General features: G+C 46.6%; 13 protein-coding genes and 1 pseudogene. 6 read left to right on the forward strand and 8 right to left on the reverse strand.

What is annotated here, in order from left to right; genetic code table 11:
* The first annotated feature begins 34 nt into the window (after positions 1–34).
* The 3 genes from M6D89_RS12985 (at position 35) to M6D89_RS12995 (ending at position 4,957) form a co-directional block, all read left to right on the forward strand.
* Complete coding sequence (locus M6D89_RS12985) at positions 35–2,050, forward strand: acyltransferase family protein (protein ID WP_254722340.1); 2,016 nt, start codon at positions 35–37, stop codon at positions 2,048–2,050.
* 76 nt (positions 2,051–2,126) lie between these two features.
* Positions 2,127–3,935: a glycosyltransferase gene (locus M6D89_RS12990; protein WP_253968510.1), complete on the forward strand. Its 1,809-nt coding sequence runs from the start codon at positions 2,127–2,129 to the stop codon at positions 3,933–3,935.
* Positions 3,932–4,957, forward strand: a complete 1,026-nt coding sequence (locus M6D89_RS12995) for a glycosyltransferase family 4 protein (protein ID WP_253968511.1) — start codon at positions 3,932–3,934, stop codon at positions 4,955–4,957. The genes M6D89_RS12990 and M6D89_RS12995 overlap by 4 nt, the downstream gene beginning before the upstream one ends.
* 22 nt (positions 4,958–4,979) lie before the next feature.
* Here M6D89_RS12995 and M6D89_RS13000 read toward each other — a convergent pair whose 3' ends face one another.
* From M6D89_RS13000 to M6D89_RS13035, 8 genes and pseudogenes are all read right to left on the reverse strand, one after another.
* Entirely contained in the window at positions 4,980–5,867 is an 888-nt protein-coding gene (locus M6D89_RS13000) for a glycosyltransferase family 2 protein (RefSeq protein WP_253968512.1), read from the reverse strand.
* A 2-nt stretch (positions 5,868–5,869) separates the two neighbouring features.
* Complete coding sequence (locus M6D89_RS13005; protein WP_253968513.1) at positions 5,870–7,120, reverse strand: lipopolysaccharide biosynthesis protein; 1,251 nt, start codon at positions 7,118–7,120, stop codon at positions 5,870–5,872.
* Positions 7,113–7,970 (reverse strand): FkbM family methyltransferase, encoded by an 858-nt coding sequence (locus M6D89_RS13010; protein WP_253968514.1) that lies wholly within the window; start codon positions 7,968–7,970, stop codon positions 7,113–7,115. The genes M6D89_RS13005 and M6D89_RS13010 overlap by 8 nt, the downstream gene beginning before the upstream one ends.
* A complete protein-coding gene (locus M6D89_RS13015) occupies positions 7,967–9,160 on the reverse strand; it encodes a glycosyltransferase family 4 protein (RefSeq protein ID WP_253968515.1) in 1,194 nt (397 codons plus the stop codon). Before M6D89_RS13015 ends, M6D89_RS13010 begins: the two co-directional genes overlap by 4 nt.
* A 70-nt stretch (positions 9,161–9,230) precedes the next feature.
* The gene (locus M6D89_RS13020) at positions 9,231–10,082 is read right to left on the reverse strand and encodes a glycosyltransferase family 2 protein (protein WP_253968516.1); all 852 of its coding nucleotides are present in this window, start codon (positions 10,080–10,082) and stop codon (positions 9,231–9,233) included.
* On the reverse strand, positions 10,079–11,920 hold the full coding sequence (locus M6D89_RS13025; protein ID WP_253968517.1) for a hypothetical protein: 1,842 nt from the start codon (positions 11,918–11,920) through the stop codon (positions 10,079–10,081). The genes M6D89_RS13020 and M6D89_RS13025 overlap by 4 nt, the downstream gene beginning before the upstream one ends.
* A 39-nt stretch (positions 11,921–11,959) precedes the next feature.
* Positions 11,960–13,795: a tetratricopeptide repeat protein gene (locus M6D89_RS13030; protein WP_253968518.1), complete on the reverse strand. Its 1,836-nt coding sequence runs from the start codon at positions 13,793–13,795 to the stop codon at positions 11,960–11,962.
* Between the two features lie 461 nt (positions 13,796–14,256).
* Positions 14,257–14,365, reverse strand: a pseudogene (locus M6D89_RS13035) (prepilin-type N-terminal cleavage/methylation domain-containing protein); the annotation flags it as partial.
* A gap of 701 nt (positions 14,366–15,066) precedes the next feature.
* Between M6D89_RS13035 and pilB the strand changes: the two are divergent.
* From pilB to M6D89_RS13050, 3 genes are read left to right on the forward strand one after another with little or no spacing between them, the layout of a single operon-like run.
* On the forward strand, positions 15,067–16,773 hold the full coding sequence (gene pilB, locus M6D89_RS13040; RefSeq protein WP_253968519.1) for a type IV-A pilus assembly ATPase PilB: 1,707 nt from the start codon (positions 15,067–15,069) through the stop codon (positions 16,771–16,773).
* Between the two features lie 3 nt (positions 16,774–16,776).
* Complete coding sequence (locus M6D89_RS13045; RefSeq protein ID WP_253968520.1) at positions 16,777–18,045, forward strand: type II secretion system F family protein; 1,269 nt, start codon at positions 16,777–16,779, stop codon at positions 18,043–18,045.
* A 2-nt stretch (positions 18,046–18,047) separates the two neighbouring features.
* A complete protein-coding gene (locus M6D89_RS13050) occupies positions 18,048–18,914 on the forward strand; it encodes a prepilin peptidase (protein WP_253968521.1) in 867 nt (288 codons plus the stop codon).
* Positions 18,915–19,443: the final 529 nt, after the last annotated feature.

The raw sequence follows: 19,443 nt of genomic DNA on the forward strand, positions 1-19,443 counted from the left end.
TTAATAGGACAATAAACTTTATAAAACCAAAAAAATGAACCACTCGCCCCCTCGTACCAGCACAGACAGCGGAGGATTTAACAAAAACCTACAGGGCCTACGAGCCATTGCAGTGGGTATTGTTCTATTAAACCACGCCAAGGTACCGGGGTTTTCCGGCGGTTTTATCGGTGTTGATATTTTTTTTGTCCTATCCGGTTATCTAATTTCTGCAGGCCTTTACAAACAATACTCTGCCAACGGCCTTAAAAGCTTTAACCTGTTAGGATTTTACAGCCGCCGCTTAAAAAGATTACTGCCGGCGCTCGCCATTGTCATTATCGCCTCTATCGCAATGCTTTTTTACTTGCTACCTGCAGAAGAGGCAAAGCTGCGCATATCATCGGCGCCCTACGCGGCCACCTGGCTTTCAAACTTCTTTTTTGCCTATAGAGAACTCGGCTACTTTGATGGCCTGGCTGCTAATGACCTTTTCTTACACACCTGGTCTTTAGGAGTAGAGGAACAGTTTTACCTGATCTGGCCCTTGATTATTTTTGGGTTAATGAAGCTCACCCAAAACAACCCAGCCCCAGTTACAACCTCTGGCAACGGCTTGGCGGGTGGGCTGGCCTTGATAGTGCTTGCCGGTTTTGCATTCAGCCTTATATTACTTAAATACTCGCCCAACTCGGCATTCTACCTAATGCCCTCCCGAATATGGCAGTTTGCACTTGGGGCGCTGGTATTTTTTATCTCAGACTCTACACGCGCTCAAATTTGCTTTTCGCGCAACACAGTATCGAGCGTTACAGCCGCTCAAGTTGCGGGGCTTATAGCCATAGGCATTTCAACCTATTGGTTTCATACCGCCATGCCCTATCCGGGTTTTGCAGCCATATTACCCTCGGTCGGGGCAGCGTTAGTAATAGCGGCTAGTGTACGAAACGAAGGCGTACCGCTACTTTCTTTTGCACCGCTTGTATGGTTTGGAAACCGATCATACAGCTTATACCTATGGCACTGGCCAGTCCTGTTAATTGTAGAAATAATCGCTGGCGGCTTAAGCGCTAAAGCAATAGCGGCCGCAATTCTCATCAGCATACTGCTCGCCCACACAAGCTATGGCGCCATTGAGCTTCCATTCTGGAAGGGAAAATTCAGTAAATTTAATGCCCTTATTACTTTAACATCAGCATTGGCAGCTATTGCAGCGCTGGCGGTTATTAGCCACTTCAGTGCCAAAATTGAAGTAGTGAAATCCTCTAAAGCCGTAGCTGTTAATAGCTCTACCCCAAGTACTGCCAGCGAGTGGCGAAAAGACCGGCCTGCCATTTATGAGCAGTCCTGCGACTCTTGGTACGCCAGCAGTAAACTCCAGCCCTGCTTATACGGGAACCAAGACGCCCCCAACACGGTAATGCTTATTGGGGACAGCATAGGAGCACAGTGGTTCTCGCTTATCGCGCTAAGCTTTCAGAAGGAAGAGTGGCGCACCATCGTTCTGACCAAGTCAGGGTGTCCAATGGTAGACGAGCCTTACTATTATGAAATAATCAAAAGTGAATACACCATTTGCGAAGAGTGGCGAAACAACCTCTTAGGTGCAATAAAATCTTGGTCGCCAGATACTATCTTCATGGGCAGCTCTTCACACTACAGCTATACCGAACGCGAATGGCGCGAGGGAAGCAACCGCATATGGACTAACATGCTTAAAAGTGGCGCAAATATCGTCACAATAGCCGGCACCCCCATGCTAAAAACGGACGGGCCAACCTGTGCCTTTCGTGAGCAAAATAGCAAACGAGCAGGTGATATAATTGACTGCCAAACACATATAGAAGCCAGTAAAGCCGATAAAATATCCCGCTTACTTCAGGCCGAAGCCGAACAGCACGAGGGGATTAGTATTCTGGACTTAAACTCACTTGTTTGCCCACAAGGGCTATGCCAACCAACCACTGCAGATGGTATAGTAGTGTTCAGAGACAACCAACACCTGTCGGACACATTTGTTAGGTCTCTAGTATCCAAGCTAGCACCGCGTATTCAACAGTACGCCGAGTAAACCCCAAAGACTTATAGCCATGCCCCCAGCAAAGGTTCTTATCATAACCCGCAACCTCCCACCACTAGTGGGCGGCATGGAAAGACTTAACTGGAATATGGCAAAAGGGCTAGCGGAGCATGGGCCAGTCACTATAGTCGGCCCCAGCCTGGCTAAGCAGGCCGCACCTAAGGGGGTGGGGTTTTCCGGCGTACCCTTAAAGCCATTATGGCTGTTTTTATTATGCGCTCAACTTAAAGCACTGTTTCAAACCTTTAAGTTTAAGCCCACCCACATCATAGCCGGTAGCGGCTTAACCGCACCGATTGCTTTGATCTGCGCCAAGCTAATCGGCGCTAAAGCTATTACCTATACTCACGGGTTGGATGTTGCCGTCTCACACCCTTTATACAAAGCTTTTTGGATTCCCAGCTTTAGACGCATGGATACGGTAATTGCCAACAGCACACCCACTAAAAACTTGCTGTTAGACCGGGGTGTTAAGGAAACTAGCATTGTCATTATTCACCCAGGCGTGGATGTACCGGAACACCCGCCCACAGAGCGTGAAATTGCCGATTTTAAACAGCAATACGGGGTACAAGAAGGCCCGATACTGCTATCGGTGGGCCGCTTAACCACCCGAAAAGGCTTAAAAGAATTTGTTGCCAACTCGTTACCGGACATTGCCAATGAATTTCCCAACGTCCAGCTGTTAATTATTGGTGAGGCACCGCAAAACTCGCTATACGCGACCCCACAAACCAAAGAAGAAATACTGCAAGAGGCCGAAAGACACGGTTTACAGGCAAACCTTATATTTACCGGAAATATTACCAACCTTAAAATCTTACAGGCAGCATACACTGCAAGCGATGTACACGTATTCCCGGTAAGGGAAATACCTGGCGACCCCGAAGGGTTTGGCATGGTTGCAATTGAGGCGGCGGCTCAGAGCCTACCTACCGTTGCTTTTTCTACTGGCGGTATTATCGATGCGGTAAGCGAAGGTACATCCGGCAGCTTAGTGGCGGCAAACGATTACTATTCTCTATCTCTGGCGATAGTTAAGACTTTGCGCGACCTCCCTAGTAACGAATTCGTTCTAAATTTTTCAAAAGCCTTTGATTGGTCTTTTTTCAACAAAAATATTAAACTGATCATTAACAGCGAACCAAAGCACAAAAAACGTCACCCTCACGCGGTTACCGAGCTAGCATCTCGGATTCCTAAAGCAGAAAAAATCACTAAACTGCTCAGACTAGATCATGTACATACTGGAGAAAACCTCCGCATCTTAGAGATAGGTTGCGGCTCGGGCGGAATTTGCAGTTATCTTGGAAACCTTCCCACCCTCAAATGTGAAGTGATAGGAATCGATGTACACGATAATCGGCAAGCCACAGATGGTTACGATTTTCGAAAGGTGAATGGAGTAAAGCTGCCATTCCCAGACGAAAACTTCGACGTTATTATAACTAACCATGTAATAGAACATGTTGGAGAAGAAGCCGACCAACTTCTTCACTTAAAGGAAATAAAACGAACATTAAAGACCGGAGGGCGATGCTATCTGGCTGTACCGAATCGATGGATGATTACAGAGCCGCACTACAATTTAAAATTTTTAAGTTGGGTTCCACGGCGTTATAGAAGTAAATATCTACAATGGTCAGGAAAAGGTGACTTTTATGATTGTGAGCCTTTAGAACTAGGCCGATTGAATCATCTACTTAAATTAGCTGGAGCAAACTACGAAAACGTGAGCATTGCCGCTGCTAGACTAACCTTTGAGCTAGAAAGGCCCTCGCGCATTAGCACGAAGCTCTTACAGTCATGTCCTGATACAGTATTGAGCATATTTAAACCAATTATTCCCACGCTAATCATTATAATTACAAAATGAACATAAAACCTGCCATCTGGTTTCCGACCGTCGAGACAAACACCGGTACAGACGTATTTACCGAACGTTTGGTGAAAGGACTAAACGAATTAGGTTTACAAGCCGAAATAACTTGGCTCCCTTTGCGGGCTGAGTATGCTCCGTGGAGTGTACCAGTTCCGAAACCGCCTAAATGGGCTACAATCACTCATGTAAACACATGGATGCACCCAAGATTTATTCCTATTAATATCCCAGTAGTAGCCACCATTCACCATGCCGTCCACCACCCAAACGCCCAAAGCTATAAAGGCTTTGCTAGGTCTATTTACCATAGCAAATGGATAGCACCAATCGAACGAAGAATTATGCGAAGCGCAACCAAACTAATCGCTGTCAGCCATTTTTCAGCTCAAAGCGCTAGAGCCAGTCTCGTAGACCTTCCTATTGAGGTTATCTACAATGGTGTTGATACAAGTGTATTTACTCCCCCCATGTTTAGTCACAGACCTAATGAACGGTTTCGTTTATTATATATAGGAAGCTGGGCACACAGAAAAGGAGTTGATTTACTTGAACCGATTATGAAGTTGCTCGACGACAGTTTTGAACTATGGTATACGGGAGGAAAAGCATCTAGTAAAGATAAGCAGTCTATGCCGTCAAATATGATAGACATTGGTAGGTTGAACAGCGGGGCCGAAGTTGCAAAAATTATGCAACTTTCTGATGCTCTCTGCTTCCCGTCTCGGAGCGAAGGTCACCCACAAGTAGTGTTAGAGGCTATGGCATCAGGCCTTCCTATACTGGCCACGAAAGGCTCAGCAGTAGAAGAGATCTTAAATCATGGTAAAACTGGGCTCCTTAGCGGTCCTGAGGACACCTATGGCATGGCTCAACACGCAAATACTCTAAAAAAAGACCACACATTGCGATCAAGTATTGCGAAGTCAGCCAGAAGCTATGCGATCAACACCTTTTCCATTCAACGTATGTACGAAAAATACATAAAATTTTATGTCAAAATATTATCCGACATTTAAGATCGCAAGCAACGACCTTAGCTTAACGTCGCTCCGGCGCCCCCCCAAAGAATAACCTAAACAACTCAAAACAACCGACAGTTCGTAGAACAATAGCTACGAACAGGACTCGAACACTATCAAGAAAGCTCAAATCATTATCAATCAAAATCCATTTGACAGCCTGAAAGAAAGTTCTCTTTTTTTGCAACTTTTCTTCTCCTAAGTGACTCAAGCCTAAAGAGCTCAATGACCTTCTTCCACCCACAACCCGCCTAACTTGTCGAATTGCTGAGCCAAAAGAATTTCTAGGTAGGGTGTAGACCAAAGCCTCAGGCTCATAATCAATCTCGAAACCCAAGCGTATCGCTCTCCAACACCACTCTCGGTCTCCACCTGAGAAAAGCCGCTCATCGAACCCTCCAACCACATCGAACGCTCGCTTTTCAGCGAACATGTTCAAAGTACAAGAAAATTGCCGATCATATACATTTGATCTCTGATCAAACCCTTCTAGACATTGATACAAAGCAATACTCGAAGGGTTTTCTGGCATTACCAACTGAGCCTCTCCCGCGATAAAGGCCGCCCCTCCCTTTTCTTGCACCTTTGTAAATCCTTTAGCTAGCCAATTGCGCTCAGGCCAACAATCCGCATCAATAAAAGCGATCACTTCACCTCGAGCTTTCTTAACTCCTAAATTTCGTGCAGCAAAAGATCCGGGAACAAAACATGAGAAAACTTTCACCAAAAAATCAAACGACGAACTATCGATGCTAACGGAAACCTTAGAGCCGTTATCGATCACTATGACTTCAAGCATTTCATCGGGGACAGACTGGGACTTCAATGCCGCTAAACACCGATCTAAGCCAGCTAAATCATTAAAAACCGGGATGACAACACTAACCTTTGGAGAAACTGAAAGCATTGCTACGGAATCCTAAAGTCAAATATAGATTTTCTCATCAAAAACACTACAAGCAACCAAAATACTTCCGAGAGGATTATTGCCAGCGCCCCCCCGATAGCACCTTTCGTGGGAATGAGCCACCATGCCCCCCCCAAACAAACAAGACCTGACAGAACGTCAACCAAAACTCTACATATTACATTATTTGTGACAGTAAGAACCGCACCTATAATTTGCCGCAAGAAGTATACAGGCAAAGAAAGAGATAAAATGGATATGATTAAACCTGCCTCCTCGAAGCCAAGACCTAAAACAATCGCCCAGTACGACTTAATCAACCAAAAAAGGAGGATACAGATGAGGCCATAAACAGAAAACGCTAATGCATACTCCTTAAAAAACTTTTGATGCTGAAAGTTCAGCTCTCTCCCATAACTAAAAAGTCTATATGCCTGAGACTGTATAATTGAATTCAACGGCATTGCCGCAGAGCCGACTATTCGACTTGCCGCGCCAAATAATCCTGATTCGGCTGCCCCAGAAGCCATCAACACCAGTGGTTTGACACCTTCCCAAGATAGGTGATTAGTCACACCACTCAACGGGTATAAGAAATCTGACTTAACGTTCAATATTCGGCCAATGCCAGGGTATCTTGGCTTAGGTAGTACGCGTAAAGCGATATAGAAGCATGCAACAACGGAAACCAAGCCACTAAAAACCATGGAAAGTATGTATTCCTCGATACTCAAACGCCCCAAAACTATAACGAATATAGAAAGCGAGATTATTTTCAAGATAGAAGGAAAAACCTGCACCATCAGGGAGGTGCGAATCAATCCAAACCCCATAATTCCATACGCAGCCGATGCACACAAGGGAAATAACACTAGTTCAGAAACAGCAATAAAAAAATAAACTATGAACGATTGCCCAGCACTGAAAATAAAACATGAACAGACACTATAACCAACAGCTAAAAAAATTCCTGAGAACATGTATCGAGCCAAAGAAGTACCCCATGCCTCAGAAAAAAGGCTTGCATCCTTAGATGCATCACGAATATTCGCCACTCCCGAGCCAACACCTACAAACTGACTAACCACTGCCGCCATACCAACGACCACTACAACAAAGCCATAATCGTCAACCCCAAGAACATTAGTCGACAATACTAAGTAGGATGCCATAAACACCAGCTTTAGGAGCTGTGCGAATAGGGCCACAGATTGTTGACAAGCCAACAATCCTATAAAATTCGTTTTATACATCTAACTCGTCACAAGTCGCAAATATCGATGGATAGTGGCTATCCTGTAGCTCCCCTAATCTTTGAAGCACGTACTTCTTTCTAAAGATTGCAACTAATCCCGACTCGAATATATCTCTAAGCCCTATACGTGAAGCAGAAACCTCATAGTAGTTAAAGTATCCAAGCTTCTGTAAAACACTGATGACATCTCCCCCTTCTTTAGCTCGCCGTGATTCAAATGCTATCAACGGCCTATCTCTTAATATACATTTTTGAAGTCCCTGAATCACAGAGACCTCCATACCCTCAGCGTCGATTTTTATAAATCCAATTTTTTCATATCGGTCAAATAAAAGTTCATCTCCCTTTTCAACCTGAACACGCTCAGTATCATTAGAAATACCGCCACCAAACCTTTTTAGCTCAACCATACCAATATTATCTGAGGCCTGCTCCACGACTCCAGCAACCCCCTTCGAATCCCCCAAACCATAAGAAGACACTTCCACATTATTTATTTTGTTACGCAACACATTTGCCCTTAGAACCATATTTAAATATGAACATGGCTCAAAAGCGATTACAGAGTCGAAATAACGCGACATGAACAAAGAATGATTCCCTATATTCGCCCCCACATCTAATGCGACCTTACTACGGAATTCCAGCTTATCTGCCAACGAGCAAACGCAAAAAAGAAACTCTCTTTCGTAAAGACCTTTTACCATTATCTGAGCGCTAATTTTATCATTTGTAGAAACAAAAACCCGATCCTGACGATCGCAAATAGGCACCTGAAAGCGCCTAAATATAAACACTAACGCTCTCTCTAGAAAATATTTAGCATAGGAAAGGGAGTAAATATTCACTGGACTTTGATCGCCTCCTCAGACACAAAAACATAATCTTTTATCATTTTTTTCATACAATACACTTCAGCCGCCTTAGCAGATTTCCTTGCGATTGATCTAGGAACCTGACTAAAGATCAAGCGCTCCACCTCTTTAACGATTGACAAAGCATCGTGCTGACTTGCAACGTATCCAGCACCTCTAACTGTATCTGGAAGCCCCCCACAAGGTGTTACTACCACCGCCATTTCAGCAGCCATCCCTTCAACTGCAACACGACAGAACGCTTCTTTCCAACCATCCTCGGTAGACTGAGAACACACCAAAAGGATATCATCCTTGCGCATTATATTCGGAACCTCCTCATAACGAACCTTGCCGAGAAAAGAGACATAGCTAGACAACCCCTGAACCCTTACCTTTTCTTCCAGGCTATTCCTTTCGTCGCCGTCCCCTCCAATACTTAAGACGAAATCGATTTCCGGATGTCTCTGCCTCATATAATCTAATACATCAATAGCTACATCATGCCCCTTGCACTTTTCAAGACGCCCAACCGAAAGAAGCCTAATCTGGCGCCCCCACTCTAACCGTCGAGGTCTATCAGGAGAAAAGCGTTCTGTATCTACCCCCAATACAACGTGTTTTACGCTTCTTTTTAAGTTGCGCTTGATCACTTCCTCAACATAATCACTATGACATACCAGAACTGCTTTACATAATGACTTTCTATACACCCCCCATCCATGCTTCTTAGGGTAGACAGAAACATCATATCCATGGAAATTTACAATATAAGGGCAATGAAAGTTTTTAAGCGCCAAAGAGCAAATGATCCCATTAGGACCGAAGTGAGCGTGAACCAAATCGGGATCAATTTCTTTAATTAAGCGGGCAATACGATTCGCCTTTAAAGCCATAAACCTAGCATGTAGCGACCAAGGGGATGAATGCCCCTCTACTTTAGCTAAAAAGGCCCTAATTATATTTACCTCTCCTCCAAACATTAAGGAGAATAAAGAAATTTTTTTTACATTTAACCTACTGCTTAATTCTTCAAAAAAACATTTCACCATCTCATCATTCACTTTATACGCAACAACGCTAACCATCCAACCGGACAGCAACATTCCTCGCAAATGATCAACGACAAAAGTCTCGGAAAACTTGGGAAACTCAGACACAACAACAAGAACGTGATTAGTCATACCCCTCCCGAATTAGAAAGAACCCACACCTCCCTCGCCCCAAAAATAAGACAACCAACGTCACCTACCTCTAACTTTTATACATCAATGCCGTTATTTGCTCTGAGATTAGCCCCATCAAGAAAACAACGATCGCAGTGGTTATAAGCACTGCCCCCATGTTTGTAAAGCGGCCATCTGACAGATATGTATACACATAGTAAACGCCCCCCCCAGTACCTAACACCAAAGAAATTGGAAAAAACAATTTTAATGGCGAAAACAAAGTACCAACTTTAAAAATAATCAGAAGGAAGCGCAGCCCATCTTTCCACAAGCTAATATGGCTTTTAGAGCCTTCCGCTCGCTTAAGCACTGTAATCGGCACATACCCCACCGAATAACCAGTCCGAAAAAAACTCATGGTAATGGTGGTCGGGTAGGAGAATTTATTGGGCAATAGACTAATAAACTCCAGGAACTTACCCCGCCTAACAGCACGAAAGCCCGAGGTTAAGTCTTCAACTTTATGCCCCACCATCCAACTGGCAAATTTATTGTAGAACCCATTGGCCATAGAACGATGAAGCCCCGCCTGCCCTTCACGGCTGCGTGCGCCCACCACCATATCGTAGCCAGACTCCAGCTTTTCCAATAACGGGGCTATATCTTCGGGGCGGTGCTGGCCGTCGGCATCCATGCAAACCACAATATCATTGCTCGCGGCGCGCAGGCCCGCCTTGATCGCGGCCCCATTACCTTTACTATAAGGCTGGCTTAGAACCCTGGCCCCCGCCGCCTCGGCCACAGGTGCCGTATCATCAGTCGACCCATCATTTACCACTATTATTTCAGCGTCTGGATAATACCTACGCACCCCGGCGACTGTATCGCCAATGGCTAGTGATTCGTTTTTAGCAGGAAGTACTACAGTCAAAGTCATAGTGCCTCGGCTCGCGCTTTTGTTAGGCTATCAACCCACTCGTGCCTACCCGCATTCGCTAATTTGTTCAGCACATTTTCAATTGCCGGTGCACCAGGAGCCAATCGTACTGCACGCTCCAGGTAGGGATATGCCTTATCGGGCTGATACGTTTCGTTGAATATAAAAACTGCAATTTTAATTGATTCACCAGCATTAAGGTTTGTCACCTGGTCGAATGTTTCTATAACTCTTAACACTTGATTCTCGTTCTTATATAGACCACTTTGAAAGTTATTCAGTGTAGCCCAGAGAATAGCTTTATTCTGGGTGCTCATCGAAACATTTTTTAGGCGATCATTTAACTCATCCCAATATACATCCTCCACATCACCTTTCATTGCCTTATAGGTTATCAAGCTACTCATTAACAAGGCGGATTGCGGATGGATGGCTGAACCTTTCTCGCAAGCTTCGACGGCGGAATTCAAGTGAGACAGACCTTCCTCCCCCCTGCTCCGCACAAAGTGTGAGGTGCACAATGTTTTCCAGGCACGCTCCGACTCAGGGGCTATCTCAGTATGGTAACGAGCCAAACTTAACTCGTCGCCCCACATACTAATACGATGGAAAGACATCGCAACAATCGGAATCGTTAGCAACAGGAAAACAACCGCCAGCCCCCGACTTGTCAGCTTAGCCCGCTGAGCACCAAGCGCTATTAAATCCAGAACAGCGAGCAACACGCCCACCATAGGCAAATGATTTCTATGCTCATAAGCCAAATCCAAGCTGATAACGTTGCTAGTCATAAAATGACCAGCAAAGTAAAACAGAATACCAAAAGCGAAAACAGGGCGTAAATTACGCCAAACCATCCCCCACGCGATCAATCCAGCTATAAAAAGAAGTGATGGCAGAGTAGTCCAGGGCTGAATAATGCCTCTTGATACCTCAACCCCATCGTAGAAAAACTTCATTGTTTCGGGCATGGGCAATAGGATTTGCCCTAAATACATCACTAGTACCCGGCCCTGCGTCATTATACGCTCTACGCTATTAAAGTCTCGTCCAGAATAGGGCTCCCAACTCCAGTACTCTGGAACAACCCAGAAAAAATATGCGCCAGCCCCCAACAGCGTAAACAAAAAATAGCCCCGCCTAAGGAGCCATCTTACTTTTGAATCTGCCGCCTCAAAATTGAGCAAGGTTAACTCGAGTACGAGAAAATACAGGGGTAGTAGTGCTGCATCTTCTTTACAAGCAAAAGCAAAAACCGAAAATAAAAGTGCTAACGCTCCAAACCGATAGTTTTTGACTCCGCCTATTTGATTTATTCGCATTTTTACGTAAAAAAGTAGCGCCAAAAAGACAAAGAGTGTCGTCATCGTTTGCATTCGCTGGACAATGTAAAGTACAGACGAAACCTGTAAAGGGTGCACACCCCAAACAAAGGCGACCACCAATGAGCTTATTGCAGCGCTCTTCGCAGACCATCCAGCTGTCAGTAAGAGCCGGCGTGATAAGAATGCCAACAGAGCACAAGTAACACCATGAATTAGCACATTGGTTATCTTAAATGCCGACGGATCCAAGCCCGCCCGCCGATAATCAAGCGCGAACGTCAGCATTGGCAAGGCTCGCGACCCTTCACCTGCGCCAAAGCTGTAAGCAGAATAGAGCAAATCATCTATTCCATTAATTTCCGACAAATGCAACGCAGAATTATTTATAATATTGGGGCGATCATCCAGCAAAAAGCCGCCGTCAATCCCCACCATATATAAAGCAGCGATTGTCGCGGCCAATAGTAACGCCACCACCCAAAAGCGCTGCTCGATGAATCTCGCTACATTCACGCTAACCATCCTTTTCTATTAGTGCACATCGTCACTTAACTAAAGCGCATTCGCCTGTATTTGTCTCGCCTCTTCGGTTAACCCTGCTTGCTCTAACAAGTCAACCACACGCATAAGTCGCTGATCATTTGCATTGGTCTTTTTTGCGTAGCGCATGAAAAGAGGTATCGCCTGCTTGGGGCTGCCATAACTATAAACAAAATAACCCAACCGCAAATAGCCACTACCTCTCATTGGCTGTTTATCAACTAGAATATAAATGGACTCAACAACCTTATTTACATCAACCCCAATATCACGTTTTACGTTCTCCATTAACGTTGCAACTGCAACCATGTTTTGCAGACCGGGGGGAGCGTTCTTTAATACATTCTGAAATACCCACCAGTCCTCGTCTACATTATCCCCTAGCACAATTTTGTATATCACGACGTTCGACGCCAGCGAGGGAGCCTGAACATGCCTTAGGCCCGCTTGGTTAACCTCAACCGCTTTTTCCAAGTCTGCAGGGTCGCGACTAAGCTTGTACCGATCATAATAGGCCCCGCCCAACTGCGTCCAAGCACGGGATGACTCTGGAGCAAGATCGACCAAGTAATGACCAAGGCGAACCGGCTCGCCCCAAGCATATCCGCGAAACATTGTGGCCGACCCCAGCAGTAAAATAATGAAGACTATACCCAATTGCTTTCCCCACCTACTGATCTTTAACCGGCGGCAACAAAGTAAAAATAGGTCACCAACAGCCAATACCACACCTATTAGGGGGAAATGATTGCGGTGCTCAAAGACCAACTCGAGAGGTATAACGTTGCTGGTAATTACGTGGCCACTAAAAAAGATCAGAACACCCAACGAAAAAAGTGGCCTCGCGTTACGCCACTTTAGGGCGCAGATTATCAGCACTAACACAATAACCAGCGCAGGCAAAGTGGTCCAAGGTGTAAATAGCCCTGCTGAAACCGTAAAATCGTCGTACAAAAAGGTCATGTTATTGGGCCAAGGAAATATAATTTGGCCTAAATACATAACCAGCACCCGCGCCTGAGTCAGCAAACGCTCAAGCGTTGAAAAACCTCGCCCAGGGTAATCACCCCAATTCCAATAATTGGGCACGATGTATAGCGCGTACCCGACTATCGCTACTACTGTCATCAACGCGAAACTTTGCTTTAACCCCGTCGAGACCTTTGGGTCCGCCGCACTAAACCGCAATGCCACACACTCAATTACAAGCACGTATGCAAATATCAAAGGTGCATCCTCTTTACAGGCCAGGGCTAAAAAACCACAGAAGAGCACCATTACGCCCTGCAAACGGCCTCGCCCTGCTCCACTCAGCTGAGCCTGGCGCATTGCAATATATGCCCACATAGCGAGAACGATAAACATCGTTGCCATGGTTTGCATCCGCTGAACAACGTACATAACAGAGGACACCTGCAAAGGGTGTACTGCCCAGACTAACGAGAAAGCTATTGCACCCCACGCAGCACTCGCTGACGACCAACCAAGTAACTTCAGTAACCGGCGAAGGAAGAACGACATAAAAATAGTCGTTAGAATATGAATCAACAGATTGGTAACTTTAAAAGCAAGAGGCTCCATCCCCCCAGCGCGCCAATAATCAAGCGCAAAACTCAGCATTGGTAAAGGGCGCTCTCCGTTACCACCGTGAAAGCTAAGTGCCGCATCTCTTAGCGCGCCAGCACTGAACTCATCAACATAAAGAAGATAGTTCTGAAGGATGTTGATGCCATCATCCAACATAAAGCCGCCGCCTAACGCAGGGACGAACACTAGAGAGGCTAAAATCGCAGATGCAACCGAAAGAAAAAGAAAATATCGCTGGAAGATCTCAGCTGGGCTATTCATTTAGATTTATAAAAATAGGAGGTCATATGAGTAGCTAGAAAGCCGTCTTTACGTTTGCTATAACACCAATAGAGGTAAGATCAGGCTCAAATGGATTGACTTCGTGCACTCCACAGACGTAGGAAACATACATTTCCCACTTAAAGTTCAACCTAAAGAGCCTCCAATCAAAAAGGGCGTGCAAAGCACGCCCCCTCGAAGCTCAAACAGTCAATATTATTCTGCAATTGAGCAAGAACCGTTACCCGCATCACATGTCACAAGCTTAACAAGATTTGCATTACCCTGAGTCTTAGGAGTGAACTCCAATTGAGCGCCAGTACCATATCCAGAAACCGTGACGTCGTCCCCTTCGGTACAAGCACTCGCCTCGAAAGCTGAGGGCTCGCGGTTATCAGCGGCATCAGAAACAGCTGCACCCATATAAGCTTTTGCTTCTGCCAGGCAGGCACCATTAGCTGAACGTTGAGTATAATCGCGATACTGAGGCAGTGCGATAGCAGCCAAAATACCGATAATTGCTACAACGATCATCAGTTCAATCAAAGTAAAACCTTGTTGTTTTTTCATCAGAGCCTCCAGAAATGCTCGTTATTCGAAAATATGTTTAAACATGGGGCCAGCTTATTACCAACCTGAGATGAGACCTGCAAAATAGAGGCCAATTGTAAAATTCGGTTAAATTGGGGGTTTGGGGGCCGGTTAACGGGTATGAGTTGACGCTGGGGCGCAAGGGGTGACGTTTTTTGTCAGGCGTGACGGTCTGAGGTCGGACGCCTGAGGTCTGATGAATAAGAAGTGGCGGCAAGCCGCTTTTTTTAGCTGGATTCTCGATCGGGGTCGAGAATGACGGGGTAAAGGGGCGGTGGTCGGGAATGACGGGACGGAGAGCACGTTGCCAAGAGAGTCTATTGGGAATAAAGTAGGAGATTATTGTAAATTTACTTCCTGGGCAGTGGGTTAGGGATTGTTTTTAAGGTTTAGCTGGAGGTTTGCGGATACCAAGGTCGCCGTGCATACAAACAAGCGACTAGCGGTGTACAATCGGGCTACCAAGTTGTTGCAAAACTACCTACGTTGCCGCTGCGGTGTTAAAAATGGCATCAAAGTGCTCATTTACTGCGTGTAAACTCCGCTTTTTCAGCCATTTTTGCCTTGCACCGTCGGCCTCGCCTACGTTTTTCAACGGCTTGGGTATATTGTACCTATAAATAGTTATAAGATTTGAAATAGGCGTTTAAAACCTAAAACAATATTTTATTGGGGCGTGCATGGCAGCATTGACGGGGTTGGCCAAGCGGTTGGTAACCGATGGCGTGTTGGACGAAGGCTTGGCAGCCGATGGGCTGGCCGAGGCCAATAAGCAGCAGCTTTCTTTTGCGGCCTATTTGGTGCGCAACGATATTCTGGATGCCCGCACGGTAGCGCAAATAGCAGCGGATGAGTTTGGCACACCTGTTTTTGATATTCGCGCCATTAGCCCCCACTCGCTGCCCAGAAAGCTGGTAGACGCCAGCTTGATTGAAAAACACCAGGCCTTGCCGCTAATGCGCCGGGGAAACCGGCTGTTTGTGGGTATGGTAGACCCCACTAACCTGCGCGCACTGGATGAAATTAAGTTTAACACTGGCATAAACACCGATGCTGTGCTGGTAGAAGCCGACAAGCTAACTGTGGCCATAGAGGCCTACCTGAATGCCAACGACGAAAGCCTGAGTGAAGCGCTGGGCGGGCTGGACGACGAAGCCTTGGAAGGTATTGATGCCGGTGGCGTAGTAGAGGCCGAAGAAGAACCCAGCGAGGCGGATGAAGCCCCGATTGTTCGCTTTATTAATAAGATATTGCTAGACGCCATTAAAACCGGCGCCTCGGATATTCACTTTGAGCCCTACGAAAAAGCCTACCGAGTAAGATTCCGCACCGACGGCATTTTGCGCGAAGTGTCCAAGCCGCCCATTAACCTGGCCACCCGACTGGCGGCCCGCTTAAAGGTGATGTCGCAAATGGATATTTCCGAGCGCCGCATGCCGCAAGACGGCCGGATTAAGATGAAAATATCCAAAAACCGGGCGGTGGATTTCCGGGTAAACTCACTACCCACCCTGTTTGGAGAAAAAATCGTACTGCGGATTCTGGACCCCAGCTCCGCCAAAATGGGTATTGATGCGCTGGGCTACGAAGACGAACAAAAGCAAATGTACCTGGAGGCTCTGGAGCAGCCCCAGGGGATGATTCTGGTAACCGGCCCGACCGGTAGCGGTAAAACGGTATCGCTGTATACCGGCCTGAATATTCTAAACACCGAAGAGCGCAATATTTCCACCGCTGAAGACCCCGTAGAGATTAACCTGGAAGGCATAAACCAGGTGCAAATGCACTCTAAAATCGGCCTGACGTTTGCCGAATCGTTGCGCTCGTTCCTGCGGCAAGACCCGGATATTGTGATGGTGGGCGAGATTCGCGACCTGGAAACCGCCGAAATTGCCATTAAAGCGGCGCAAACGGGGCACTTGGTGCTTTCCACACTCCATACCAACAGCGCCCCCGAAACCCTAACGCGCTTATTGAACATGGGCGTGCCCGCGTTTAACGTGGCTACCAGCGTAAGCTTAATTATTGCGCAGCGCTTGGCAAGACGCCTGTGCACCAAATGCCGCCGCCCCGCCAATGATATTCCCGATGAAATTCTCACCGAAGAAGGTTTTGACGACATCGGCATTCCCCGCGATGAATTTGAGCTATATCACCCCGTGGGCTGCGACAGCTGCTTAAAAGGTTATAAGGGACGTGTCGGGGTATATGAAGTAGTTCGCATCACCCCCGAGATCGCAAGCCTTATAATGGAAGGGGGGAATTCTTTGCAAATTGCCAAGGCCGCCAATGCTGCCGGGTTTAACAATTTGCGGAAATCAGCATTACGAAAAGCTGCACAGGGCTTAACCAGCCTGGAAGAAGCCAACCGAGTCACCAAGGACTAATTTATGGCCACTGCAACTGCACAAAAACAAAAAGCCGCACCGAACAAGCGCAAACCGGGTGTTACCACCAATCAGGTTTTTTTATATAAAGGTACTGACCGTAAGGGGCAGGTACTAAAGGGCGAGATGTCTGGCAGCAGCCCGGCTTTAGTGCGCGCCCAACTGCAAAAGCAAGGCGTAGTGGTTAAATCGGTAAAAAAGAAGCCAAAGCCCCTGTTTGGCGGAGGCAAAAAGAAAATTAAGCCGGCGGATATTGCGGTATTTTCGCGGCAAATGGCCACCATGATGAAAGCGGGTGTACCCTTGGTGCAATCGTTTGAAATTGTCGCCGACGGGCTGGAAAACCCGTCGATGCGCGAGCTAATCTATAAAATTCGCGACGACGTCGCCGCTGGTGGTGGTTTCGCCGCAGCATTACGACACCATCCACGTTATTTTGATACCTTATTTTGTAACTTGGTTGAGGCCGGTGAACAATCGGGCGCATTGGAAACCATGTTGGCCCGTATTGCCACCTACAAAGAAAAAACAGAAGCACTTAAAAAGAAAATTAAGAAAGCGCTTACCTACCCCATAGCGGTTATTCTGGTTGCCATTGTGGTAACCGCCATACTGCTAATTAAAGTGGTGCCACAATTCGTTGATACCTTTGGTGCATTCGGGGCTGATTTACCTGCTTTCACTTTATTTGTGATGCATTTGTCTGAACTAGCCCAAGCTTACTGGCTTTATGTACTGGTTGGCCTTATAGCATTTGGCTTTGCGTTTAAAGAATTAAAAGTTCGCAGCCCTAGATTTTGTTATTTCTTAGACAGAACATCTTTAAAGCTACCAGTAATAGGCAGTATTTTGTATTTGGCAATTATGGCCCGTTTTGCCAGAACTTTATCCACCACCTTTGCCGCCGGTGTTCCACTTATTGACGCTTTAACCTCTGTTGCGGGCGCCGCCGGCAACAGAGTTTATAGTGACGCCATATTAAAAGTTCGCGAAGACGTGTCTACCGGTATTTCTCTAAACGCCGCCATTCGTAATCAAGGCATCTTCCCTCCCCTGTTGATTCAAATGTCGGCAATTGGTGAAGAGTCGGGCGCGCTGGATGATATGCTGGATAAAGTCGCCACTTACTATGAAGAAGAAGTGGACAACAAAGTCGATAACCTCTCCGCCTTGATAGAACCCATGATCATGTCGGTACTGGGTGTTTTAGTAGGCGGCTTGCTAATTGCCATGTACCTGCCGATCTTCCAGTTGGGTAACGTAGTAGGTTAAATTTGAATACTATAACGACAGAATTACCCTTATGGTTTATTTATCTGTTTACCGCGCTGTTCGGGTTAACCTTGGGCAGCTTTTTAAATGTACTGATATTACGTCTGCCAAAAATACTAGAGGCCAGCTGGAAAGCCCAGTGCTGCGAGCTGCTAGAGCAACCTGCACCCGAAGGTGAAAAGTTAGGTCTGGCGTTTCCGGCCAGCCACTGCCCTGCATGTAATGCACCTATTCAACCCTGGCAGAACATTCCGGTAATCAGCTACCTGTTTTTGCGCGGGCGCTGCGCTAACTGTAAAACGACAATATCCCCGCGTTACCCGATTATTGAAATAGTCACCGGCTTACTATCAGTCGCCGTGGTGTATTTTTTTGGGGTTAACTGGCAAGCCGCGTCGATTTTAGTCTTTACCTGGGCACTGCTGACGTTAACGGTTATCGATTTTGACACCCAGCTGCTACCCGACTGCATTACGCTGCCGCTGTTGTGGTTAGGTATTCTTGTTAATAGCTCGGGCCTTATTACCGATTTATCCAGCGCCGTATGGGGCGCGATTTGGGGATACCTAGCCCTGTGGAGTGTGTTCTGGGCGTTTAAGCTGCTAACCGGCAAAGAGGGTATGGGTTATGGCGACTTTAAGCTGCTCGCCGCCTTGGGCGCCTGGATGGGTTGGCAAATGCTACCACTGGTGATTATTTTGTCGTCCGTTGTCGGGGCGGTTATTGGTATAGCGCTGATTGTGATTAAAGGCCGGGATAAAAACATCCCGATACCCTTCGGCCCCTACCTGGCGATAGCCGGGTGGATTGCGATGCTGTGGGGGGATGAGATTGTTGCGCGGTATTTGCAAATAGCGATGGTGGGTTGAATTACGTCTTAGGTCGGACGTCTGATGTGAATAAATTGTTGCGTTGGCGCGCGGCTTTTTGTTTGCCCGAGTCGCCGGGCATGGCGAGTTACTTTTCTTTGCTTGTCCGAAAGAAAACTAACGAAAAGAAAGGACCCCCGGAGATCCAGGCCTTCGGCTTCCTTCTCTCCGGTTGATTTTAAGGGGCCGTATCGACAGGACGTCCCTGTCCTGGCGATACTTGCGCAAACGTCCTGTTTGCTCACCCCTTAAAATTCAACCTGCGTTCAGCTGGATATACGGGCTGACACTGGTACTTCGTAGCTCGGGTTTGGGGCTAATCAAACTAATGGCATTTTACAGGTAGCTCCCACTCACCGAATAAATCATTGCACCTCTCCTGCAGAATGGCACCCCTAGGGGCCCCTGAGAGCGAGCCGAACGGAGGCCGATTTTAGGGGGTAAGTGAGCAGGACGCTCACGCAAGTATCGCCAGCGCATGGACGCGCTGTCGATACGACCTCCTAAAATTGGTCGGAGTAAGGGAACC

The organism is Gilvimarinus xylanilyticus (genome assembly GCF_024195295.1).
In the GTDB taxonomy this organism is placed as follows: domain Bacteria; phylum Pseudomonadota; class Gammaproteobacteria; order Pseudomonadales; family Cellvibrionaceae; genus Gilvimarinus; species Gilvimarinus xylanilyticus.